This is a genomic window from Streptococcus sp. CF7_Ac1-8 (assembly GCF_024295435.1).
Classification (GTDB): domain Bacteria; phylum Bacillota; class Bacilli; order Lactobacillales; family Streptococcaceae; genus Streptococcus; species Streptococcus mitis_AP.
In genome coordinates, this window is record NZ_JANCPI010000011.1 from 53,040 (window position 1) to 75,265 (window position 22,226).

At 39.9% G+C, this 22,226-nt stretch carries 21 protein-coding genes; 5 read left to right on the forward strand and 16 right to left on the reverse strand.

Annotated features, from left to right (window positions below; all coding sequences use genetic code 11):
- Window positions 1-115 precede the first annotated feature (115 nt).
- From NMM26_RS06870 to NMM26_RS06880, 3 genes are read right to left on the reverse strand one after another with little or no spacing between them, the layout of a single operon-like run.
- Window positions 116-472 (reverse strand): arsenate reductase family protein, encoded by a 357-nt coding sequence (locus NMM26_RS06870; protein ID WP_000889089.1) that lies wholly within the window; start codon window positions 470-472, stop codon window positions 116-118.
- 12 nt (window positions 473-484) lie between these two features.
- Complete coding sequence (locus tag NMM26_RS06875) at window positions 485-994, reverse strand: methylated-DNA--[protein]-cysteine S-methyltransferase (RefSeq protein WP_001170331.1); 510 nt, start codon at window positions 992-994, stop codon at window positions 485-487.
- The gene (locus tag NMM26_RS06880; RefSeq protein WP_000405862.1) at window positions 994-1,488 is read right to left on the reverse strand and encodes a GNAT family N-acetyltransferase; all 495 of its coding nucleotides are present in this window, start codon (window positions 1,486-1,488) and stop codon (window positions 994-996) included. Before NMM26_RS06880 ends, NMM26_RS06875 begins: the two co-directional genes overlap by 1 nt.
- A gap of 134 nt (window positions 1,489-1,622) precedes the next feature.
- Between NMM26_RS06880 and NMM26_RS06885 the strand changes: the two genes are divergently transcribed.
- Together NMM26_RS06885 and NMM26_RS06890 are read left to right on the forward strand one after the other, a co-directional pair.
- Window positions 1,623-2,069, forward strand: a complete 447-nt coding sequence (locus NMM26_RS06885) for a DUF1836 domain-containing protein (protein ID WP_061589825.1) — start codon at window positions 1,623-1,625, stop codon at window positions 2,067-2,069.
- A complete protein-coding gene (locus NMM26_RS06890; RefSeq protein ID WP_254754062.1) occupies window positions 2,066-2,713 on the forward strand; it encodes a hemolysin III family protein in 648 nt (215 codons plus the stop codon). Before NMM26_RS06885 ends, NMM26_RS06890 begins: the two co-directional genes overlap by 4 nt.
- 20 nt (window positions 2,714-2,733) lie before the next feature.
- On the opposite strand, the gene pdxT is transcribed toward NMM26_RS06890, so the two are convergent.
- The 3 genes from pdxT to nox form a co-directional block, all read right to left on the reverse strand.
- Window positions 2,734-3,315, reverse strand: a complete 582-nt coding sequence (gene pdxT, locus NMM26_RS06895; RefSeq protein ID WP_254754063.1) for a pyridoxal 5'-phosphate synthase glutaminase subunit PdxT — start codon at window positions 3,313-3,315, stop codon at window positions 2,734-2,736.
- The gene (pdxS, locus tag NMM26_RS06900) at window positions 3,316-4,191 is read right to left on the reverse strand and encodes a pyridoxal 5'-phosphate synthase lyase subunit PdxS (protein WP_254754064.1); all 876 of its coding nucleotides are present in this window, start codon (window positions 4,189-4,191) and stop codon (window positions 3,316-3,318) included.
- Window positions 4,192-4,342: 151 nt separating this feature from the next.
- Window positions 4,343-5,722 carry a H2O-forming NADH oxidase gene (gene nox, locus NMM26_RS06905; protein WP_033681383.1) on the reverse strand — a complete coding sequence of 460 codons (1,380 nt, stop codon included), beginning with the start codon at window positions 5,720-5,722 and terminating at the stop codon, window positions 4,343-4,345.
- A 307-nt stretch (window positions 5,723-6,029) separates the two neighbouring features.
- Between nox and NMM26_RS06910 the strand changes: the two genes are divergently transcribed.
- From NMM26_RS06910 to NMM26_RS06920, 3 genes are read left to right on the forward strand one after another with little or no spacing between them, the layout of a single operon-like run.
- Window positions 6,030-6,953, forward strand: a complete 924-nt coding sequence (locus tag NMM26_RS06910) for an FAD:protein FMN transferase (RefSeq protein ID WP_254754065.1) — start codon at window positions 6,030-6,032, stop codon at window positions 6,951-6,953.
- A gap of 59 nt (window positions 6,954-7,012) precedes the next feature.
- Window positions 7,013-7,618: an NADPH-dependent FMN reductase gene (locus NMM26_RS06915; protein ID WP_000915954.1), complete on the forward strand. Its 606-nt coding sequence runs from the start codon at window positions 7,013-7,015 to the stop codon at window positions 7,616-7,618.
- A gap of 18 nt (window positions 7,619-7,636) precedes the next feature.
- On the forward strand, window positions 7,637-8,881 hold the full coding sequence (locus NMM26_RS06920) for an NAD(P)H-dependent oxidoreductase (protein ID WP_000673661.1): 1,245 nt from the start codon (window positions 7,637-7,639) through the stop codon (window positions 8,879-8,881).
- 218 nt (window positions 8,882-9,099) lie between these two features.
- Here the strand turns inward: NMM26_RS06920 and NMM26_RS06925 are convergent, their stop codons facing one another.
- The 10 genes from NMM26_RS06925 to NMM26_RS06970 all read right to left on the reverse strand — a co-directional run bounded on the left by NMM26_RS06925 (window position 9,100) and on the right by NMM26_RS06970 (window position 22,100).
- Window positions 9,100-9,357, reverse strand: coding sequence for a DUF896 family protein (locus NMM26_RS06925; protein WP_000372163.1), 258 nt, complete (start codon window positions 9,355-9,357; stop codon window positions 9,100-9,102).
- Between the two features lie 41 nt (window positions 9,358-9,398).
- A complete protein-coding gene (gene glyS, locus NMM26_RS06930; protein ID WP_254754066.1) occupies window positions 9,399-11,435 on the reverse strand; it encodes a glycine--tRNA ligase subunit beta in 2,037 nt (678 codons plus the stop codon).
- Window positions 11,436-11,646: 211 nt separating this feature from the next.
- Window positions 11,647-12,564, reverse strand: a complete 918-nt coding sequence (gene glyQ / locus NMM26_RS06935; RefSeq protein ID WP_000038736.1) for a glycine--tRNA ligase subunit alpha — start codon at window positions 12,562-12,564, stop codon at window positions 11,647-11,649.
- An 18-nt stretch (window positions 12,565-12,582) separates the two neighbouring features.
- Window positions 12,583-13,344, reverse strand: coding sequence for a hypothetical protein (locus NMM26_RS06940; RefSeq protein WP_000429572.1), 762 nt, complete (start codon window positions 13,342-13,344; stop codon window positions 12,583-12,585).
- Window positions 13,345-13,614: 270 nt separating this feature from the next.
- Complete coding sequence (locus tag NMM26_RS06945; protein WP_000844579.1) at window positions 13,615-14,457, reverse strand: aldo/keto reductase; 843 nt, start codon at window positions 14,455-14,457, stop codon at window positions 13,615-13,617.
- A gap of 77 nt (window positions 14,458-14,534) precedes the next feature.
- Window positions 14,535-15,926 carry a peptidoglycan-N-acetylglucosamine deacetylase PgdA gene (pgdA, locus tag NMM26_RS06950; protein WP_050542114.1) on the reverse strand — a complete coding sequence of 464 codons (1,392 nt, stop codon included), beginning with the start codon at window positions 15,924-15,926 and terminating at the stop codon, window positions 14,535-14,537.
- Between the two features lie 89 nt (window positions 15,927-16,015).
- A complete protein-coding gene (metK, locus tag NMM26_RS06955; RefSeq protein ID WP_000003943.1) occupies window positions 16,016-17,206 on the reverse strand; it encodes a methionine adenosyltransferase in 1,191 nt (396 codons plus the stop codon).
- Window positions 17,207-17,568: 362 nt separating this feature from the next.
- On the reverse strand, window positions 17,569-18,912 hold the full coding sequence (locus NMM26_RS06960) for a DEAD/DEAH box helicase (protein ID WP_254754067.1): 1,344 nt from the start codon (window positions 18,910-18,912) through the stop codon (window positions 17,569-17,571).
- Between the two features lie 140 nt (window positions 18,913-19,052).
- The gene (locus tag NMM26_RS06965) at window positions 19,053-19,868 is read right to left on the reverse strand and encodes an endonuclease/exonuclease/phosphatase family protein (RefSeq protein WP_000670849.1); all 816 of its coding nucleotides are present in this window, start codon (window positions 19,866-19,868) and stop codon (window positions 19,053-19,055) included.
- A gap of 51 nt (window positions 19,869-19,919) precedes the next feature.
- Window positions 19,920-22,100 (reverse strand): PTS transporter subunit IIBC, encoded by a 2,181-nt coding sequence (locus tag NMM26_RS06970; RefSeq protein ID WP_000974069.1) that lies wholly within the window; start codon window positions 22,098-22,100, stop codon window positions 19,920-19,922.
- Window positions 22,101-22,226 lie beyond the last annotated feature (126 nt).

The window sequence follows — 22,226 nt, forward strand, 5'->3', positions numbered from 1 at the left end:
TGCCGTCAATGAAATTATTTGCTACGGTCAGATACAGACTTTGTCCACATACTAGTTTATCATACTTTGAAACAGAGAGGTTATATATTTTATCTATCAAAGAGATAAGTAAAAACTATTTCAATCCCAATTCTTCATAAGCTTTTCGATAACCAATTTGTTTAACAGTTCCATTTTCTAATAAAATTGGCCGTTTTAACAACATACCGTCGCTTGCTAACAACTCAGCCGCTTCTTGGTTTGACAAGCTTCCTACCTTATCTTTCAGCCCCAATTCACGGTATTTGATACCACTGGTGTTGAAAAATTGCTTCAACTCGAAACCTGAGGTTTCTAGCCAGTTTAAAATGACTTCTTGGCTAGGTGTTTCTTCGACAATATGAACGGCTTTATAGTCCACACCTAATTGGTTTAATTCTTGTTTTGCTTTTTTACAAGTTGAACATTTTGGGTATTCGATAAATTCTAACATGTCTTTCACTTTCTATTTTATATCTTTAAAATCTGCGCCTTCATGCTCCAAGAGCCAAGCTTTCTTTTCTACTCCTGCAGCATAACCTGTCAGACGCTTGTCTGCTCCCAACACACGATGACAAGGTACTAGGATAGACCAAGGATTACGTCCCACTGCTCCACCAATTGCTTGGGCAGAATCCACTTGTAGGTCTTTCGCTATTTGTCCATAGGTCACTGTATGACCATAAGGAATTCCCTGTAAATAGTCCCAAACTCGCTTTTCAAAATTTGTTCCGAGTGGAGCCAAGGGCAAGTTAGATAAATCCTGAGACTTGCCTTTAAAGTAATCATCTAAGCAAGTGATAACTGGGTTTAAGATAGGATGACTAACAACTTCCTCTATCGTTTCATCCCCTAATCCCCTCTCAAAATGCTTCTGTTTTTGCATCCAAATTCCATACAAATAATGGTCATCAGCTACAAGAGAAAAAGAGCCAATTGGCGAAGAGTAGAGAATTTTTGCATACTTCTTTTGCATTATTTCTTCAATTTTTGATAGGCCAAGCGTTCCCCATCAACCGGCACCTTTCCAACCCGTTTAAAACCAAGTTTTTCAAAAATATGTTGCATAACCTTGTTTTCAGCATGCGTATCTGAGCGAAAATCTAGATAATCAAATCCTTCAATCAAGCCCTCTAAGAAGGTTTGAGCAATTCCCTGTCCCTGGGCATCTCCTGCCACAGCAATACGGTGAAAGACTAGGTACTCTGACTCTCCAGCTTGCCATTTCCCTTCATAAATGGCTTCATAGGCTGCCTCTGGACTCTTGGTCACAGCAGCATAAGCTAGTAGTTCTACCTCTTCCAAGGCTACGTAGGCTTGACCTGAGATAATATCATCTATGATAACATCTGCATTTGGATAACCATTTTGCCATTGGTCACTACCAGCAGCTGCTAAACTTTTTTTAGCATCCTCCATCACCTGCATGATGGCAACTACTTCATTTGGAAAAGCTAAACGAATTTCCATCTTTTCTCCTCATTTCTGACTAGTTTCTCCCATCATAGCATAATTTAAGTCTTTCTACAAGCAGTTAAAACTTGACTTTCTGTTTTTATTATTTTATAATCTAGTTATAAAAACTAGATAAAAAGGAGTTGAAAATGAAAACTACCTTTTCTTACCCCAAATGGGCAGAAATTCCAAACATCGACCTCTATCTAGACCAGGTTTTGCTCTATGTCAATCAGGTCTGCGCCCCTATCTCTCCTGATAAAGACAAGGGCCTAACAGCATCCATGGTCAACAATTATGTGAAACATGGTTACCTGACAAAGCCTGACAAGAAAAAATACCAACGCCAACAGATTGCCCGTTTGATTGCTATCACAACCCTTAAGTCTGTATTTTCTATTCAAGAAATAGCCCAGACACTTAATACTCTACAAAGTCAAGCAAGTTCAGACCAACTCTACGATGCTTTTGTGGACTACATGAACCAAGGTATTGACCCAGCTAACCCTATTATCCAAACCAGCTGTCAAACCGTTAAACTCTATCATCAAACCCTAGCCTTAATCCATCATACTCAAGAGGAGGTAATCCAATGAACACTAGTCTTAAACTCAGCAAACAACTCAGTTTTGGAGAGGAGATTGCTAATAGCGTGACCCATGCCGTAGGTGCAGTCACCATGCTTATCTTACTCCCCATTTCATCCACCTATAGTTATGAGGTACACGGATTTTTATCATCTATCGGCGTTTCCATTTTCGTTATTAGTCTCTTTCTAATGTTTCTATCATCCACCATTTATCACTCTATGGCCTATGGTTCGACCCACAAATATGTCTTGCGAATCATTGACCATTCGATGATTTATGTGGCTATCGCAGGCTCTTATACGCCCGTCGTATTAACCTTGATGAATAACTGGTTTGGCTATCTAATAATTGCCATCCAGTGGGGAACGACCATCTTTGGTATTCTCTATAAAATCTTTGCTAAAAAGGTCAATGAGAAATTTAGCCTTGCTCTTTACCTGATTATGGGCTGGTTGGTTCTGGCAATCATACCCGCCATTATTAGTCAAACGACACCCATTTTCTGGAGTCTCATGGTAACTGGCGGACTCTGTTATACAGTTGGGGCTGCATTTTACGCCAAGAAAAAACCTTATTTCCATATGATTTGGCATCTCTTTATCCTAGCTGCATCTGCCCTCCAATATATCGCCATTGTTTATTACATGTAAAAAAGTTGAGAAACTCAGTCTCAACTTTTTTCTTTACACATATTGATAAAGTACTGGTGCAAGCGCACATCATCAGTCAATTCTGGATGAAAAGAAGTTACCAACATATTTTTTTCTTGGGCTGCAACGATTTGATTATCAACTGTTGCTAGAATTTCTACATCTTCTCCAACACTGCTGATAATCGGACCACGAATAAAGGTCATTGGAATCTGACCAACTCCCTTACATTCTGCTTCCGTATAGAAACTTCCTAATTGGCGCCCATAAGCATTGCGCTCGACCACCATATCCATAGTTCCTAGATGACTCTCTTCATGAGAAGTAATTTCCTTAGCTAGCAAAATTAAACCCGCACAGGTTCCAAATACTGGCAAGCCAGATAGAATTGCTTCTCGAATGGGAATCAGCATGTCCTGCTCACGTAAGAGCTTGCCCATGGTTGTAGACTCCCCACCAGGCAAAATCAAACCCGACAAGTCACTCTGTTCTTGCTGAAAATCCTCTAGATTTCTGATTTCAACACTCTCGACTCCTAATTGATTTAGCACTTTTGCATGTTCTGCAAAGGCACCTTGCAAGGCTAATATTCCGATTTTCATCTATTTTCCTCGCTCAGCCATGAGAATTTGAATTTCATTTTCATTGATACCAACCATGGCTTCTCCTAAATCTTCAGAGATTTGAGCTAGGATTTGAGGATTTCTGAAGTTAGTCACCGCTTTGACAATAGCACTCGCTCGTTTAACAGGATCTCCTGACTTAAAAATACCTGAACCGACAAAGACACCCTCTGCCCCTAATTGCATCATCAAAGCAGCATCAGCTGGCGTTGCAACGCCTCCAGCTGCAAAGTTTACAACTGGCAATTTCCCATGTTCATGTACGTATTGAACCAATTCTACAGGGACTTGCAAATCCTTAGCAGCAACATAAAGTTCGTCCTCACGTAGGTTTTGAATTCGGCGAATTTCCTGATTCATCATACGCATATGACGAACAGCTTGGACAATATCCCCCGTACCCGGTTCTCCTTTGGTACGAATCATAGAAGCACCTTCAGCGATACGACGCAAGGCTTCACCCAAGTCCTTAGCTCCACAGACAAAAGGAACTTGGAATTCTTTCTTATCCACATGGAAACGGTCGTCAGCTGGAGATAGAACTTCACTCTCATCGATATAATCAATTTCGATAGCCTCTAAAATCTGGGCTTCAACAAAATGCCCAATTCTAACCTTAGCCATAACAGGAATGCTAACCGCTTCTTGGATTTCCTTAATCATCTTTGGATCACTCATACGGGAAACCCCACCAGCTGCACGAATATCAGCTGGAATCTGCTCCAAGGCCATAACAGCAGCCGCACCAGCAGCCTCTGCAATACGGGCCTGTTCAGGATTTTGAACGTCCATGATAACTCCACCCTTGAGCATCTGCGCCAAATTTTTATTTAGTTCATAACGATTTTCAGTCATTTGTTTATCCTCATTATTTATATTGGTAGCTACCATTTCATTTTAAGTTAGATTAGAATGAATCACAAGATAAAAAAATCAAAATTGTATGGGTACAGATTAACTAAAAAACTATCTGACATTCACTTAAGGCCAGATAGTTCATCAAATATTATTTTTCAGCTGTAAGTGCAGCCATTGTGATGTAGTTGTATGGTTTGTTGAAGTGTGGCAAGAAGAATAGGTCTGTCAATGCCAATTTATCAATTGTCACATGCTCTTGGATAGCAAGTGAGAACATGTGGATTCCCATGCTGATTGCAGAATCGTGTGAAACCATTTGTGCACCAAGAATTTCACGGCTATCTTTGTCAAAGACAATCTTGATGGCAACTTCATGGTTGTCATGCTTCATAAATTCTGGTTTTTGAAGATCGTTAAAGCCTGTTTCAGTTGCATTGTAACCTGCTGCTTTAGCTTTCTCAAGTGTCAAACCAGTTGAAACCATGTGAAGACCGTAGATAGAGATACCGTTTGAACCTTGAACACCGATTCCTTCCAATTCATGTCCACAAGCATTGTAAGCACCAACGATACCAGTACGAACAGCATTTGAAGCAAGGGCGATGTAGCTTGTGTCTTTACGAGCATTGTCATAAACAGTTGCACAGTCACCTACTGCATAAACACCAGGAATTGATGTTTCTTGTTTCTTATCTACAAGGAAAGCACCGTTGCGGAAGAGTTCAATCTTACCATCAGCAAGAGCTGTGTTTGGACGGAAACCAACAGCAAGAACAACCATATCCACGTCGAAACTTTCTTTATCAGTAATCAAGCGTTCAACTTTACCGTCACCTTCTATTGCTTTAACAGTTTGACCAAGAGCCAAGCGGATGTTGTGATCTTCCAAGTTCTTCGCCATCATTTGTGTGAAGTCTTTATCATAGTAACCGTTCAAGACAGTATCAACGATATCAACAAGGATAACTTCTTTTCCAAGACGTTCAAAGGCTTCAGCAAGTTCAACACCGATGTAACCACCACCAACAACGGCAATACGGTCAAGGTGTTGGCTCTTGTCAGCCAATTTGTGAATCACTTCTTCAGCGTTTTGGTACAATTTAACAAATTGTACATTTTCAAGAGTTGCTTTAAATTCGCGGTTTCCTTTGACAATTTCAACACCTTCGATTGGTGGCAAGATTGGTGTAGAACCTGTAGCAAAAATCAATTTTTCGTATGATTCTTTATGCTCTTTTCCTTCAACTTCTGCTGTAACAACTTTGTTATCATAGTCGATTGAAAGAACTGGTGAGTTCATGTAAACTTTAGCACCTTTAGCTTCCAATTTTTCTTTATCAGAATAGAACAAGCCTTCAGCACCGTCGATTTGTTCCCCAATCCAAAGGGCCATTCCGCAACCTAGGAAAGAGATGTTAGAGTTTTGGTCAAATACAACGATTTCGTTTTCATTTCCAAAATTATCCAACATAGTATTAATACATGCTGTACCAGCGTGGTTAGCACCAACTACAACGATTTTACTCATAGAAAAATTCCTACCTTCAATTTTAAATTTACTCTTCTAGTATAACATTTACTGTTAGCGTTTACAAGAGTTTAGTTAATTTTCCCGATTTTTTTGTAAAAAAATGTAAATAATCTGTATTTTATCAGTCTTTCTTACAATTACTCTTTTTTTCTGAGCATATTTCTTGACAAGTTTACAAATTTTATTTGTGAAAACGCTGACTTTATGGTATGCTAGTATCATGGAAAGAAAATGTAAGGGGTTAAATTTAATATAAATTTACTATATTTCAGCCTTCTTTTCATAAGAGAAAGGAGTTGGTAGCTTGCCTCTTAGTTCACATTCCGAACGGCTAATGGGGACTACTATTACTATTTCATTAGTAGAAGAGCAAGCCGATATCTTGCTCCAAAAATCCTTTGATTTACTCAAAGAGCTTGAGTATCGCTTCAATGCCAATAGCCAAGAATCTGAGTTGATGGAAATCAATTATCAAGCTGGAATAGCTCCAGTCAAGGTTCATCCTGATTTATTTGAATTGATTTCACTTGGATTAGAACATAGCCTAGCGCCCTCTAGTCATCTCAACATCAGCATTGGTCCCTTGATTCAAACCTGGCGCATCGGTTTTTCAGATGCCAAAGTGGCCCAACCTCAAGAAATTGAATCGATTCTACCTTTAATCAATCCTCACTCTATCGAGTTAGATTCTTCCACTTCCACTGTATTCTTGAAACAGAAAGGAATGAAGATCGATCTTGGTTGTTTAGCCAAGGGGTATAGTGCGGATAAGGTTGCTCAATTTCTGAGAGAAGAGGGAGTGACATCTGCCTTAATCAATCTGGGAGGGAATATCCTGACCATTGGTAAAAATCAGGAAAGAGGCAATCAGCCTTGGCAAATCGGGATTCAAGACCCAGCCAATCCTAGGGGAAATCACTTAATGACCATCCCTGTTGTCAATAAATCTGTCGTGACTTCAGGCATTTATGAACGTCACCTGACAGTCGATGGAAAAGACTACCATCATATTTTTGACAGTCAAACAGGATATCCTGTTGAAACGGAACTAGCTAGTCTGACAATCATCTCTGATAAATCAGTCGATGGCGAAATCTGGACAACTCGACTCTTTGGAGAAAGACCTGCTTCTATACTCTGGCAAGTCGAAAGTTTGGAGGGCATAGAAGCCATCCTTATCGATAAAGAAGGTCATCTAAGCTATTCTTCAGGAATTCCTACTCTATAGAAATAGATATTTCAATGGAGTTCTTAAATTGTATTATGTAAAAAGAGAAAGGAAATCTCATGTTAAAACTTATTGCTATTGTTGGAACAAATTCAAAACGTTCTACAAACCGTCAATTGCTTCAATACATGCAAAAACACTTTGCTGAAAAAGCTGAAATTGAACTTGTTGAAATCAAGGACATCCCTGTCTTCAACAAACCAGCTGACAAGCAAGTACCTGTTGAAATTCTAGAAATTGCTGCTAAAATTGAAGAGGCAGATGGCGTTATTATCGGTACTCCTGAGTATGACCACTCTATCCCAGCTGTTTTGATGAGCGCTCTTGCTTGGTTGTCTTATGGTATCTATCCACTTTTGAACAAACCAATCATGATTACAGGTGCTTCATATGGTACGCTTGGTTCATCACGTGCCCAATTACAACTTCGCCAAATCTTGAATGCTCCAGAAATTAAAGCGAGTGTCCTTCCAGATGAATTCTTGCTTTCACATTCTCTTCAAGCCTTCAACCCAAGTGGAGACCTAGTAGATCTTGATGTTATCAAAAAACTGGATGCTACTTTTGACGACTACCGTATCTTTGTAAAAATCACAGAAAAATTGCGCAATGCACAAGAATTACTTCGCAAAGATGCTGAAGATTTTGACTGGGAAAATTTGTAAGATAGGAGACCAAAAAGAATGAAATTTGTTGGACTTGTAGGATCAAACTACGATCAATCATATAACCGTAAACTCTTGGAATTCATCCGTCGTCACTTCAAACTCAAATTTGAATTAGAAGTTCTCGAAATTGACGAAGTTCCAATGTTTAACCAAGACGAAAAATGGGACGAAAGTTTCCAATTACGTTATTTATATAACAAAATTACTCGTGCTGATGGTGTTATCATTGCTACTCCTGAGCACAACCACACAATCTCAGCTTCCCTAAAATCTGTTCTTGAATGGCTTTCATACGAAGTTCATCCATTTGAAAACAAACCAGTCATGATTGTGGGAGCATCTTACTACGACCAAGGTACTTCTCGTGCCCAAGTTCACCTTCGTAAGATTCTTGACGCTCCAGGTGTCAATGCTTACACTCTTCCAGGAAATGAATTTCTTCTCGGTAAAGCTAAAGAAGCCTTTGATGTTAATGGGAATATCACAAATGAAGGAACTGTTAATTTCCTTGAAACATGTTTAGACAACTTTGTAAAATATGTGGGAGTCGTTTCAAAATTGAAAAAACCAAAACCAATTGAACCAGAAGATTTATATTGTACAAATTCAATTGCAACTACCATCCAAGGTGTTGACCCAGATGATCCTGAATGGGTAGAAAAAGCAGCTGAACTTGTTGGAGCTGTTTCTGGAGATACTTACGTTAAATTAGACCACGGTATCTTGACAGTTAACCAAATTGACATGTTCTTGAAAGCAATGCCATTTGAATTGACATTTGCAGATGATAACAATCAATTCTTGTACTTTAATAACGCACACCAAGACCCAGATACAATGTTTGGTAAACGTGTACGTGCTCAATCAGGAAATAGATTAGGAACAGTACACGGTACATTGCCAGATTCTAGAATGAAAAACGTTGAATGGGTTGTCGGCGTATTGCGTAACGGGGATCAAGAATATGTCCGTACAATTGTGCCAGGAACACCTGAAGGTGTTATTAATACCCATAATTACCAAGCAATGTACTACCCAGATGGTTCATATGCTGGAATTAATGAAATTATCTTTAATTTTCAACCATGGCTTGACTGGTACCTCAATACAACTGGTCAACGTTTAGTCGGTGGAAATGCTGCAGCTCCTGCTGGCGGACATGGTCACGGCGATGCAGATGCTACATCTGGAGCTTCTGATGCAGGTGATGCCGGTGGTCACGGTGGTGGCGCAGACGCTACATCTGGCGCAAGTAACTAATAACTTTAGGAACCATCTTGGTTCCTTTTTTAACGAAAAAAGACTAGCAAACACAAATTGCTAGTCTTTTGGTTATTATTTCATCTATCTTTGTTAAAAGAAAGAATACTTATACTCAATGAAAATTAAAGAGCAAACTAGGAAGCTAGCCGCAGGCTGTACTTAAGTACGGCAAGGTGAAGCTGACGTGGTTTGAATTTGATTTTCGAAGAGTATTATTATGAATTTGGATCATCGAGACTGCGACCATGTAATCCTTTTTCACGTTGAACTTGGCGTAGTTTTTCTGGTGTAACATCGTTTCCTTCTTCATCCACAATTTTGATTCCCTCAATGTGGTGACGAACAGAGCGACGATAACCTTCGATGTACTCCTCACGTAGTTTAGCTTGTTCCACTTTTTCTTCTGGTGTCAAGCCTTCTGCTTTTTTCTTTTTAGCAAGCTCGTTGATACGATCAATTTTTTTCTGATCCATTTCTTCTCCTTTGTGATAAGATAAAGTCCGTTTATCAAATTTTATTTAGTGTTAATTTGGTTAAAACGAGCAAGTTTAGCTGCTTTTTGAGTTAAATTAGACAAGATAGCCAAACGATTTTGACGGACAGCCTGATCTTCTGCCATTACCATGGTATTCTCAAAGAAAGCATCAATAACTGGGCTAAGTGCAAAGAGTTGTTTCAATTGTTGACTTGCAGATCCTGATAAAGCAAGTGTTTCTACTGCTTCTGCCAAGGCTTTTTCTTGGTCATTTTCAAATAGTGTTGAATCAACTGTAGCAACTCCTTCTGTCTTCTCAGCCAAGTTAAAGGCACGAGAAAGTGATTCAACAGATGGTTTGAAGTCATCTTCTTTGCTTGCTTCCACGAGAGCGCTTGCTGCTTCCAACATATCCGCCACAACAAAGTTTGATCCTGCAAGAACGGCTTCCTTGATATCTTTTGGTGTAGAACCCATCATCTTATCAACACGAGCCTTGATAAAGTCCATAACCTCTGTCTTATTTTCATAAGTCAAGCTGTCAAATTTCAAAGCATAAAGGCTATCAATTAACTCATCCATAGCAATGTGCCAACCAAAGGCATCCAAGATACGAACCACACCTTGAGTTGCACGACGAAGGGCATAAGGGTCATTAGAACCTGATGGAATCAAGCCTACTGAGAAGAAACTCAAAATCGTATCCAATTTGTCTGCAATGGCAAGCACTGCACCGACCTTGCTCTCTGGAAGCTCTCCCTCAGCTGATGTAGGCATGTAGTGTTCACGAATAGCAGCCGCCACTGCTGGAGTTTCCCCAGCAAGAAGGGCATATTTCTCACCCATAATTCCTTGGAGCTCGTCAAATTCACCAACCATACCTGTCAACAAGTCAAATTTGTAAATGGCAGCTGCGCGAGCTAGGTCAACTGTTTCATCCACTGACAAACCTGCTTTTTCAGCCAAAAGTACCGCAATCTGACCCGTACGAATCATGTGCTCACGAAGGGAACCAATCTTCTCATGGAAGGTGACATTGTTTAATTTTTCAACAAGGTCTGAAATCACCAATTTTTGGTCTTCACGCCAGAAGAATTCACCGTCTTCTAAACGAGCTACCAAGACTTTTTCATTTCCTTTGATAACATTTTCCAAATGCTCTGCATTTCCGTTACGAACAGAAATGAAGTTTGGCAAGAGTTTTCCATCTTGATCACGAACAACAAAGTAACGTTGGTGTTCCTTCATCGAAGTCACCAAGACTTCTTCTGGAACTTCAAGGTATTTGGCATCAAAGCTTCCCATAAAGGCAGTTGGGTATTCAACCAAGTTCAAGACTTCATTCAGCAAGTCAGCATCAATTTCGATACGTACACTGTGTTCAGCTTCGATTGCTTTGATTTGGTCAACAATCATTTGCTCACGTTCACGTGGATCTGCGATTACAAACTGCTTACGAAGATCTTCTTCATAGCTCAAAGCTGACTGAATCTTTGTTTCTTGTCCCAAGAAACGATGGCCACGGCTCACACGATCACCCTTGATATCAAGGAAATCCAAATCAAACTCTTGCTCATCTAAAAGAACGGTTAAAGTGTGAACAGGACGAATGTACTCAAAGCTATTGCCAGCCCAGTGCATGCTAACAGGGAAAGTCAATGACTTCAAGACATCTACAACACCAGGAACAATGGCTTCAACTGCTTGACCAATTTCTTCCTTGGTAACATAGACATATTCTTCACCCTTGATTTCACGGAATTCGATATCTTCAACAGTCAATCCTTTTCCACGAACAAATCCTTGAGCTGCTTTTGTGAAGTTTCCATCACTATCCAAGGCAATTTTCTTTGCTGGCCCCTTAAAATCTTCTGTCAAATCAGACTGTTTGTCTGCAAGACCAGTAACTCGAACAGCCAAACGACGTGGTGTTGAGAAGGTTTGAATAGCTTCAAAAGACAGGCGGTTTTCCTTGAGGAAGGCTGCCATTTTTTCACCTAGTTGTTTTTCACTTGGTGTGACAACATAGGCTGGTAATTCTTCAAGACCGAGTTCTACTAATAAGTTTTTTGTCATGTTTTTTCTCCGAAAAGTATCTTTTTATTTTCCAGTTTGCCTTATGTGATTGGCACGCAAGCAACCAACTTCGTTGTTTCATTGCTAAAATTGGAGCCAAAAGTCTCCAATTTTGCCTAGTATCCTTAGCTTCACTAAGGATACCTTCATCACTGCGGCAACTGGCTCAGGGCTCACTCTGTTCGCCCATTTTCGTAATTTGTCACTCTCTTTATTCTGCGTCTTCTGCTAAGAGTTTAGCTCGTGTTTCTTCATCCAAAAGTGGGTAACCTAGGCGTTTGCGCTCTGCGACAAAGGTTTTGGCTACGACACGGGCCAAGTTACGGATACGGGCGATATATCCTGCACGCTCTGTTACAGATACCGCACCACGCGCATCAAGCAGGTTAAAGGTGTGTGAACATTTTAGAACATAGTCATAGGCAGGGTGAACCAAACCTTCTTCTAAGGCACGACCAGCTTCTTTTTCAAACTTATCAAAGTTTTCCAGCAACATTTCTTGATCTGAAATTTCAAATGAATATTTTGAGTGCTCATACTCAGGCTGGATGAAGATTTCTCCGTATTTTACACCATCAGCCCACTCGATATCATAGACAGAGTCAACCTCTTGGATATAAGAAGCCAAGCGCTCCAAACCATAGGTAACTTCCGCAGTCACAGGGCCAGTTGCCAATCCACCGACTTGTTGGAAATAAGTGAACTGAGTGATTTCCATCCCATCAAGCCAAACTTCCCAACCAAGACCAGCTGAACCAGTTGATGGGTTTTCCCAGTTGTCCTCAACAAAACGAATATCGTGTTCCAAAGGATTGATTCCCAATTTTTCTAAAGACTCAAGGTAAAGTTCTTGGATATTTGATGGAGAAGGCTTCATGACCACCTGGAATTGATGGTGTTGGTAAAGACGGTTAGGGTTTTCCCCGTAACGACCGTCAGCAGGACGACGTGATGGCTCTACATAAGCCGCATTCCATGGTTCAGGTCCAATAGCGCGAAGGAAAGTGTAAGGACTCATTGTCCCCGCACCTTTTTCATTATCATAAGCCTGCATAAGCATACAACCTTGGTCATTCCAAAATTGTTGCAAAGTAAGGATGATTTCCTGGAAAGTCAATTTTTTAGACATTGTTTACTCCTTTAGTTTTTATATTTCTTTTTCAATTAATTTCTGCTGAACAAACCAATTTAACAAGGGAAGAGTTTTATCTGTATTTGCCCATAAATGATAAGAATCGAAGACCGCTTGTACACTACCTAGATTTTCTACCAACTTATCTATTGTCAAAAAACTACGCCAGTATTCGTAAAAAATACTTGCATAGTTCTTATCATAAGTCGAAGAACCAAAATCATTCAATGAATGCCAACCATACTTCTTCTGAAAAAGTTCTACAAGAGATTGATTACAAATTTTTTCCGCTTGAAATTCCTCTTCTGTCAAGAAATACTTGCGACTAATATATTCAACCATCCCCTCTTCGAACCATATATAAGAGTCGTAACCATCAAAATCATCTAAAAAATGCTCCGACCAATGAGCTAACTCATGTCCTACAATCTGTAAGAGGAAATTTTCAGATAAAGAATGATAGTGACTTTCTATTGCTTGAGTTTGCTGAGAACACTCGTAGTCCATCAACTGATACAAATACAACTCTTTCCAAACAGCTAAATCAGGCGTCATAACCATTCGTCTATTATTTGTATAGGCTGGAACAGCACTTTCCCTAATAATCTGTGTAGCAGCATTAAAACTTGACCAAATAACGGCTTGCGGTAAATCACAGACTGCAAGTTCATTCTTTAAAAAAGATTGATAATCTTTCAACTTTTCAGTATTTCTTACTACAAAATCACGAAATGTAGCTAGTTGACTATCGTCTTTTACAAGATAAAGGTTTTCCACGTCTCTCCTTTCTTTCACATAATAGACTGAATAGCGAAAGAACCGCGTCCGACAATCCTAGGTTGATTTAACCTAGGGGCGTCAAAAACGCGGTTCCACCCTAATTTATTACTTCATTGTTTTTGAAAATACTACAGAAAGCGCCAGCTCTTTATTTTGTCCTACTTGGCTCCCACTATCCCAAGCTCGCTTGAAGAACGCCATAAGACTTTCTTTCCTGCTGACTATTATATCAAAAATTAGAACAATGTACAATTTTTTTATGATTTTCTAGAAATCCATATCATCAACTCGTGGAGCACCAGACTGAACAGCAATTGTTTTTAAGGTTTCACGTTCCTCACGATTCAGCTCAATTCCGAAACAATCAAGATTAGCCTGAATACGAGATGCTGTAACAGATTTCGGAAGGGGTAAAAATCCTTCTGCTAAGCTCCATGCCAAGGCTATCTGAGCAACAGACTTTCCGTGATTTTCAGCTATTTCTTGCACTTGCTTGTTATCAAACAGTTCTCCCTGACCAAAAGGACCCCAAGCTTCCAATAAAATTCCTTTTTCTCGACAGTAAGCTACGACTTCTTCTTGATATACACCTGGCGCCAAGCGGATTTGATTAACTGCAGGAACAATTTTTGCTGTTTCAAGCAATGCATCCAAATGCTTGGGAAGGAAATTACTAACTCCGATAGCACGGATTTTACCTTCATTATAGAGATCTTCCATAGCTCTCCAAACTTCCGCATTTCGAGTTTTCCATTGGTCATTCTCTCTAAGTGGTTTTGGATTTGGCCAATGAATCAAATACAAATCCAAATATTCCAATCCCAGCTTCTCTAAAGACTCTTCAAAAGCCTGACGAGCTTGCTCATAGTTGTGATTTGTATTCCAGAGTTTGCTGGTTACAAAAATTTCCTCCCTAGGAATCCCACTATCTTGAATAGCACGACCAACGCTTTCTTCGTTTTTATAGATGGCAGCCGTATCGATATGGTGATAGCCTGCCTTTAAAGCCTCCAAAACTGCTTGGTAGGCAATTTCTCCATTCTCAGCTTTCCAGGTTCCAAATCCTAGAACTGGAATTGTAACGCCATTGTTTAAAGTATAAGATTTCATTTTTTTCCTTTCTAAATTAGAAGAAAATCCAAAGAGCCAAATTTTCAAGGAAAACTTATCTCTTTAGATTTTGTGTATTATTGATTGCGGTCGTAGTAGAGCTGGTGGGCTTTAAGACGAGTATCTAACAAATCTGGAATTGTCACAAAGTCATAACCTTGACCTTTCAAATAGTCAATAACCTTCGGTAGAGCATTGACCGTCTCAGCATGGATATCATGCATGAGAATAATAGAACCATTCTTGACTTCGCGTTGAATTTCTGTCAAAATCGCTGCTTCATTTTTGTTCTTCCAGTCCAGACTATCCACATCCCACATAATAAAGCTCAAATCAAGGCCATTGCGAATGTCATCTGTAATGGCTCCATAAGGTGGACGCATGAGTTTAGAACTAGAGCCCAGCACCTTAGTTAGCGCATCCTCAGTATCAGTTATTTGTTTTTTGGCTTCGTCAAGCGAAAGTTTTGAAAGCACTGGATGGCTCCAACTATGGTTCCCAATGACATGACCATCTGCTTTCATGCGTTTCAAAATCTCTTCATTTCCAGAAACATTCTTACCTAGTACAAAGAAAGTTGCCTTAATACCATACTTAGAAAGAGTATCTAATGCTTGATTTGTCGTTGCAGGATTCGGTCCATCATCAAAAGTCAAGGCTACTACTTTACGATTTTTCTTTTCATAATAGGCCTTGTAAAGTTCGGCATCCTTATCTAATAGATAAGAGGACTGAATGACCTCAAAGAAACTAGATACTGGTAAGGCAATCTCATCTAGATTTTCCACTGCCTGACTTGGATAAAGGATAATTTGGCTATCCTTATAATCAAAGTTCCATGCAGACAGGTCTTGGTCAGAGAAGCCTTTAACAAGCAGATCAATCTTTTCTTGCTCCAATTTCTTATCCTGTAAGAAAGAGGTCATTTCTTTAATCAGCTGTTCTTTGGCTTTACTAGCATCTGAAAATAATTGATCAAGTGTAAAAGATTTACCATCTTCTGTCAAATGAACTTTTGCCAGACTAGTTTTTTCAGTCTCTTCAACTTTTGACGAAGTTAAATCATAGACTTGTTTCATCACACTTCGGTTGACAATCCCTTTTAAAGTCGAATCCTGTTTCTCCGTATAATAAAAAACCAGATTTTCCTTATCCTCTAGATTGTCTTTAATACCCTGTGTCATAATTCCCTTTATAGGCGAAATCACTTGCTCCCCTTGGAGAGGATAATAGGCAATTACTTCTGCTTGTCCCTTACGAAAATGATCCTTCTGATTTCCCTCACTCAATTGATCATCTTTCTCTTTTTTGAGCGATTCAATCTTTTGTTCAAAACTTTGTTTTGTGTATATTTTGTATCCAATTATTGAACCAAGGACACAAATACTTACTGAGAAGATAGCTACTAGGGCTATTAGACTCATTCTTATCTTATCGTGATTCTCACGCTTTGCTCTACTTTTATCCATAAGACCATCATATCAAATTCAAGCTATAATTTCAATGATTTTGGAGGAAATAGTATATTAAAAAAGAGGGGCAACCCCCTCTTAAAATCTTATTTGACTGCTTCTTTCAAAGCGTCTACCTTGTCCAAACGTTCCCATGGAAGATCAATATCTGTACGTCCCATGTGTCCATAAGCTGCTGTTTGACGGTAAATTGGACGCTTGAGGTCCAGCATTTGGATAATTCCTGCAGGGCGAAGGTCAAAGATTTGACGCGCTGCTTTTTCAAGCTTGCTTTCAGCTACTGTTCCTGTACCAAAGGTATCGATACGAACAGAAACGGGTTGCGCAACACCGATTGCGTATGCCAATTGCACTTCTGCCTTTTTAGCAAGACCCGCTGCAACGATATTCTTGGCAATATAGCGCGCAGCATAAGAGGCTGAACGGTCCACCTTAGTCGCATCTTTACCAGAGAAGGCACCACCACCATGACGAGAGTAGCCCCCATAAGTATCTACGATAATCTTACGACCAGTCAAACCTGAGTCCCCTTGAGGTCCACCGATTACAAAACGACCAGTAGGATTGATGAAGAATTTTGTTTGCTCATCCAAATAAGAAGCTGGAATAACCTCTTTGATAACCTTGTTAATGATATCATTGTGAATTTGTTCGTTGCTGACTTCTGGATCGTGCTGAGTTGAAATCACGACTGTGTCCACACGTACTGGACGGTCATTTTCATCATACTCAACTGTAACTTGTGACTTGGCATCTGGGCGAAGATAGCTAATTTCACTAGACTTACGAAGTTCTGCCAGACGACGAACCAATTTATGGCTGAGTGAAATTGGCAATGGCATGAGCTCTTCTGTTTCATCTACCGCAAATCCAAACATGAGTCCTTGGTCTCCAGCACCAATCAAGTCCAGCGGATCTTGGTCTGCATTCCCACGAACCTCCAAGGCTTCGTTGACACCTTGGGCAATGTCAGGAGATTGTTCCACCAAAGATGGGTGTACTCCCACCGTCTCCGCAGAAAAACCATATTCTGTATTGGTGTAGCCAATCTCTGCAATGGTATCACGAACTACACGGTTAATATCCACATAGGCATTTGTAGAAATTTCACCAAAAACGTGGACGGAACCAGTGTATACAGCTGTCTCAGCAGCAACGTGCGCCTCTGGATCCTTGGCTAAAATAGCATCCAAAATCGCATCTGAAATTTGGTCTGCAATCTTATCCGGATGCCCCTCAGATACAGATTCAGACGTGAATAATTTACGTTCTGACATAAAAATGTCCCCCCTTAAAAATAGTGTTATAGAGTTACAAAGTACTGATAGGTATTTTTATTCTATAAGAGTTACGACGCAAAAGAAATAAAAACGATACTTTTTTATTTCTGAAGCTAGTAAGGCGCATAGGATGACCGCACTATAGCGGCAACCGTATGGAGCCGTCATTCTTTGCGAGTTGCAAAGTACTGATAGGAAAACTCTTAGTAATAAATGCCTACCATCTTATCGGGACTATATAACTTTATCATTATACCATTTTTAAGTACAATTTGCAGTCTTTAATGTAGAGTTTTGGTTAAGATAGTTCGTTATCATAAATAAAAAAAAGTTGGAGCTCAGCACTCCAACAATTGCTATTAAAATGTTTGGCGTTTTGCTTTACGCTCTGCACGACCGCGAGCGCGATTTTCAGCGCGCTTGTTTTTCCGACGTTTTTCATCAACCGCCCATTGAATCTTCTTCTTATAACCTGGTTTGACTTTTTTCTTTTTCTTTTTAACCAAACCAATCATTTCGATATCAAGCTTATCTTGTTTTTTCTCACGGTTGGCACGACGATCACGGTCATAAGTATCTTGAAATTCCCCGTCTTTGACCATCTTAGGAGTAAACTTGATTCCTAATTTCTCCAACTCACGGATATCAGAGTCATCACTTGGCTGATATAGGGTAATAGCTGTACCTGGTAGGCCGTTGCGTCCAGTACGACCAACACGGTGCACGAAGAAGGATAAGTCTTGCGGAATGGCATCATTAATAACATGGCTGACACCTTCAATATCAATTCCACGCGCTGCCAAATCCGTTGCGACAATATACTCAAAATCCAGATTTTTCACCTGATTCATGATACGCTTGCGCTCACGAGGGGCAATATCTCCGTGAATCTTTGCCACCTTCAAACCTTGCGCAGTCAAGTAAGCATGCAATTCATCAGCCCGTGTTTTAGTGTTAACAAAAATCATTGCCAAATAAGGTTGCATCAACTGAGTCAGCTGGTAAATTTGAGCATTCTTGTCACGTCCCTTAGTAGAAATCAACCAATTATCAATAGTGTCAGAAATGACCGTTTTGGTCTTGATTTTCTCCATAACAGGATTTGATAAGTATTTTTTCAAGAATGGTTGCAACTTTTGTGGAATGGTCGCTGAGAAGACCATGAATTGCAAGTCTTTTGGAAGGCTGCCAGCAATCTTATCAACAGTTTCCAAGAATCCCATATCCAAGGTCATATCAGCCTCATCGACCACAAAGGTCTTAGCCTTGTGAATAGCTAAATCAGCAGATTTAACCAAGTCATAGATACGGCCTGGCGTACCGATAACAATATGAGGTTGGTTGCTTGCTAATTTCTCAATCTGGCGAGCCTTATCTGTCCCCCCCACATAATTAACCACACGAATTTCCACTTCTGAGTGGGCTGCAATCTGACGAGCTGCTTGGTAAATCTGAGTAGCCAACTCACGGCTCGGTGCCGTAATCACTGCTTGAACACTATCGCTGGTTTCATCTAATTGCTGGAAAATCGGCAATAGGAAAGTGTGAGTCTTACCCGAACCTGTTTTTGATTCTCCTACTAGGTCACGACCTGCCAAAACAATAGGAATCAACTTATCTTGCACCTCTGTTGGAGCTGTAAATTTCAGCTCCTCCAAGGCTTCTCTAATATAGTTTTTAAATTGAAATTTCGTAAATGACATAATATCCTCGATTCTATCTATCCTATCAATTATACCACATTTTACTCCATTTCAGTAATCTCACTTATTTAGGCTATTTCCAGTAGCTTCTCTAGTTAGAAAAAGGCTGGAATTTGTGAATCCCAACCTCTTTTCAGTCCTTATTTCCAGTTTAAAATAGCATTCAAGCCATAGTGATCACTCACTTGTGGACTCTTGTTACCATCAAATACGACATGTAAATATTCCACCTCTAACTCTTTGGTAGTAAAAACATAGTCGATTCGAAGGGGTTCTGTGTTCCCCTTCCAGCCATCAATTTCTGGTGGAACAGTATAGCTACCACTTTTCTCTTGAGCAACTTCAAATGCGTCTTGTAAGCCTAATGGACTAGCTAAAATAGCTTGGTAACCTTCCTGTCCAGCCGGATTGTTGAAATCTCCAGCTAGCAAAAGCGGCTTGTTCAATTCTTTCAAGACAGCCTCAAATCGTGTCCATTCTTCTTGGAAACCTTTATCCCACCAAGAAAGGTGGACACTTGCAACTGCAAGCTCCTTACCATCAACTACAGTTTCAGCCAAGGCAACACGACGAGTATGATAGTCTGTTGGATCATCCACATCTGAAACTAAAATTTCTCTGGCTTCAATAGGTGTTTTAGACAAGATAGCCACACCTTCGTGGTAGCGATCATAACCGATATGGTTATAGGCCCAAGTCCAGTAGTAATTTTTCCCTTGCTCAGACAACTTTTCAACCAAAAGTTTAACATAGTGATCTTGGTGAATAGGCTCAGCTGCTGGCAAAGCTTGATAAAGGTCATTAACCTCCACCTCTGGCGAAGTGATCTCCTGATTGATTTCTTGGAAACAAATCAAATCATAGTCCTTTTCAAGAATATCCTGAAGCAAAATCTGGAATTTTTCCTCTGCTTCTTTCTCCATCCAACTGTGAGTATTGAGTGTTAAAAATTTCATTCTTTTCTCCCAAAATAAGAGGTTGGAATACAGCTTCCAACCTCAAGTATATTACAATTCTACTTTAGCAACTGCTGTTTTAGCTGCAAGAGAACCTGTTTTTTCTAATTTAACTGATTTAATTGCATCACCATTTGTGAAGACAACTACTGTTGAAGTTTCACGTCCTGCTGCACGGATAGCATCCAAGTCAGCTGTAACAAGGAGATCACCTGCTGCAACTTTTTGTCCTTCAGCAACATGAACTGTAAATGGTTTACCTTCAAGACTTACTGTGTCCAAACCAATGTGAACCAATACTTCAAGACCTGGTTCAGTCACAAGACCAAGAGCATGTTTTGTTGGGAAGATGCTTGATACAGTACCTGAAACTGGAGATACAATGTTTCCATTTGCAGGTTCAACAGCAAATCCGTCACCCATCATTTTTTGAGCAAATACTGGATCTTTTACTTGTTCCAAAGCAACAACTTGACCATCAGCTACTGAGTATACTTCCTCAGTAAGACCTTTATAGTGAACTGTGTTTTGTTGTGCTTCTGTCATTTGACTTGGAAGAGTTTCAGGAATAACTTCACCTGAATCAAGGATATCTTGGATATCAGATTTCAATACGTCTGCTTTTGGACCGTAGATAGCTTGAACTCCTTGTCCTTTCATGACAAGACCCATAGCTCCTTCTGCTTTCCATTGTTCTGCATCACCGACTTTGTCAGCGTCTTTTACAGTTACACGAAGACGAGTCATACATGCGTCTACATCAACGATGTTTGCACGTCCACCAAGAAGGTTGATAATGTTTACAGCTTGAGAACCAGCTGCAACTTTCACTTCGCTGCTAGCTTCTTCTGAACCTTCAGCAGTTTCGTAGTTTCCGTTACGTCCTGGAGTTGCGTAGTTGAATTTTTGAATCATGAAGTTTGCGATAAAGTACATGATTACAGCAAAGAGAACAGTTACCCAAATGAAGTTAATGATATCCATACCGATACCAGCACTGATTGCAATAGGTGTACGAGTCAAGAACTCGATTGAACCGAATGAGTGCATACGTAGGTTTACGACGTCAGCCATAGCAAAGGCAGCACCTTGAACAAGTGAGTAAACAAGATACATAGGTGTTGCTACAAACATGAACATGTATTCGATTGGTTCAGTAACCCCTGTCAAGAATGTTGCAAGAGCTGTCGCAATCATCATACCTTTGTATTTGTGTTTCTTATCAGCATCAACATTACGGTAGATAGCTACAATCACACCCATCAAGATACCGAATGAACCGATCATTTGTCCAACTTTGAAACGAGCTGGGTGAACAGTATCTAACAATTGTTGGTAATGACTTGCATCTGTACCTTTAAGGTTAACAAGGTCTGTTACCCATGCAAGCCATAGTGGGTCTTGACCAAATACTTGAGTACCTTTAGCTGCACCTGTCAAAATCTCATAAGTACCACCAAGAGCTGTATAGTTCATTGGGATTGTCAACATGTGGTGAAGACCAAATGGCAAGAGCAAACGTTCCAAAGTACCATACAAGAATGGTGCAAGGATTGGAGCAGTTTCTTGTGAGTTAGCAATCCAGATACCAAAGCTATTGATACCTGTTTGAACTACTGGCCAGAATGCAGCAAGTAGAATTGCAGCGATTGCTGAACGAAGAATAACTACAAATGGTACGAAACGTTTCCCGTTGAAGAATGAAAGTGCATCAGGAAGTTTACGGAAATTGTAGTATTTGTTGTAAGCAGTTGCCCCTACAAAACCTGAGATAATCCCTACGAATACACCCATGTTCAAGGCTGGAGCTTCAAGAACACTGATAAAGTAATCAGCAACTTTGATTGAACCACCGAATAGAGTAGTTACCATAGCATCTGGATTTTTCAACATATCACCTGATACACCAAAGATTGTACCAGTAATACGGTTAATCAAGATGAAGGCAAGACCAGCGGCGAAAGCACCACCAGCACGTTCTTTAGCCCAGCTACCTCCAATGGCTAGGGCAAACAAAATGTGAAGGTTACCGATAACCCCCCAACCGATTTGCTCAAGAATTCCACCTGTGATTACAAGTGGTGCAAAGGTTGGGTTAATCATCACGATAGACTTACCGATTGAAATCATCAAACCAGCAGCCGGCATAACGGCGATAACCACCATCAAAGCCTTACCGAATTTTTGCCAAAATTCGAAAGACAAGACATTTTTGAATGTATCTTTCATCATTCAAATCTCCTTTATTTTTATTTAGGCAAACGTTTTACGAAAACGTTTGCACTTTCTATAATTCAATTATACCACTTTAATTTTTTTTGTAAAGGCTTTTATAAAAAAAAGTAGACTTTTTTCTAA

What these genes read in the sequence shown, in the direction of transcription:
- NMM26_RS06870 (WP_000889089.1), bottom strand. Translation starts at nt 472, where the DNA reads ATGTTAGAATTTATCGAATACCCAAAATGTTCAACTTGTAAAAAAGCA.
- NMM26_RS06875 (WP_001170331.1), bottom strand. Translation starts at nt 994, where the DNA reads ATGCAAAAGAAGTATGCAAAAATTCTCTACTCTTCGCCAATTGGCTCT.
- NMM26_RS06880 (WP_000405862.1), bottom strand. Translation starts at nt 1,488, where the DNA reads ATGGAAATTCGTTTAGCTTTTCCAAATGAAGTAGTTGCCATCATGCAG.
- NMM26_RS06885 (WP_061589825.1), top strand. Translation starts at nt 1,623, where the DNA reads ATGAAAACTACCTTTTCTTACCCCAAATGGGCAGAAATTCCAAACATC.
- NMM26_RS06890 (WP_254754062.1), top strand. Translation starts at nt 2,066, where the DNA reads ATGAACACTAGTCTTAAACTCAGCAAACAACTCAGTTTTGGAGAGGAG.
- pdxT (WP_254754063.1), bottom strand. Translation starts at nt 3,315, where the DNA reads ATGAAAATCGGAATATTAGCCTTGCAAGGTGCCTTTGCAGAACATGCA.
- pdxS (WP_254754064.1), bottom strand. Translation starts at nt 4,191, where the DNA reads ATGACTGAAAATCGTTATGAACTAAATAAAAATTTGGCGCAGATGCTC.
- nox (WP_033681383.1), bottom strand. Translation starts at nt 5,722, where the DNA reads ATGAGTAAAATCGTTGTAGTTGGTGCTAACCACGCTGGTACAGCATGT.
- NMM26_RS06915 (WP_000915954.1), top strand. Translation starts at nt 7,013, where the DNA reads ATGTTAAAACTTATTGCTATTGTTGGAACAAATTCAAAACGTTCTACA.
- NMM26_RS06920 (WP_000673661.1), top strand. Translation starts at nt 7,637, where the DNA reads ATGAAATTTGTTGGACTTGTAGGATCAAACTACGATCAATCATATAAC.
- NMM26_RS06925 (WP_000372163.1), bottom strand. Translation starts at nt 9,357, where the DNA reads ATGGATCAGAAAAAAATTGATCGTATCAACGAGCTTGCTAAAAAGAAA.
- glyS (WP_254754066.1), bottom strand. Translation starts at nt 11,435, where the DNA reads ATGACAAAAAACTTATTAGTAGAACTCGGTCTTGAAGAATTACCAGCC.
- glyQ (WP_000038736.1), bottom strand. Translation starts at nt 12,564, where the DNA reads ATGTCTAAAAAATTGACTTTCCAGGAAATCATCCTTACTTTGCAACAA.
- NMM26_RS06945 (WP_000844579.1), bottom strand. Translation starts at nt 14,457, where the DNA reads ATGAAATCTTATACTTTAAACAATGGCGTTACAATTCCAGTTCTAGGA.
- pgdA (WP_050542114.1), bottom strand. Translation starts at nt 15,926, where the DNA reads ATGGATAAAAGTAGAGCAAAGCGTGAGAATCACGATAAGATAAGAATG.
- metK (WP_000003943.1), bottom strand. Translation starts at nt 17,206, where the DNA reads ATGTCAGAACGTAAATTATTCACGTCTGAATCTGTATCTGAGGGGCAT.
- NMM26_RS06960 (WP_254754067.1), bottom strand. Translation starts at nt 18,912, where the DNA reads ATGTCATTTACGAAATTTCAATTTAAAAACTATATTAGAGAAGCCTTG.
- NMM26_RS06965 (WP_000670849.1), bottom strand. Translation starts at nt 19,868, where the DNA reads ATGAAATTTTTAACACTCAATACTCACAGTTGGATGGAGAAAGAAGCA.
- NMM26_RS06970 (WP_000974069.1), bottom strand. Translation starts at nt 22,100, where the DNA reads ATGATGAAAGATACATTCAAAAATGTCTTGTCTTTCGAATTTTGGCAA.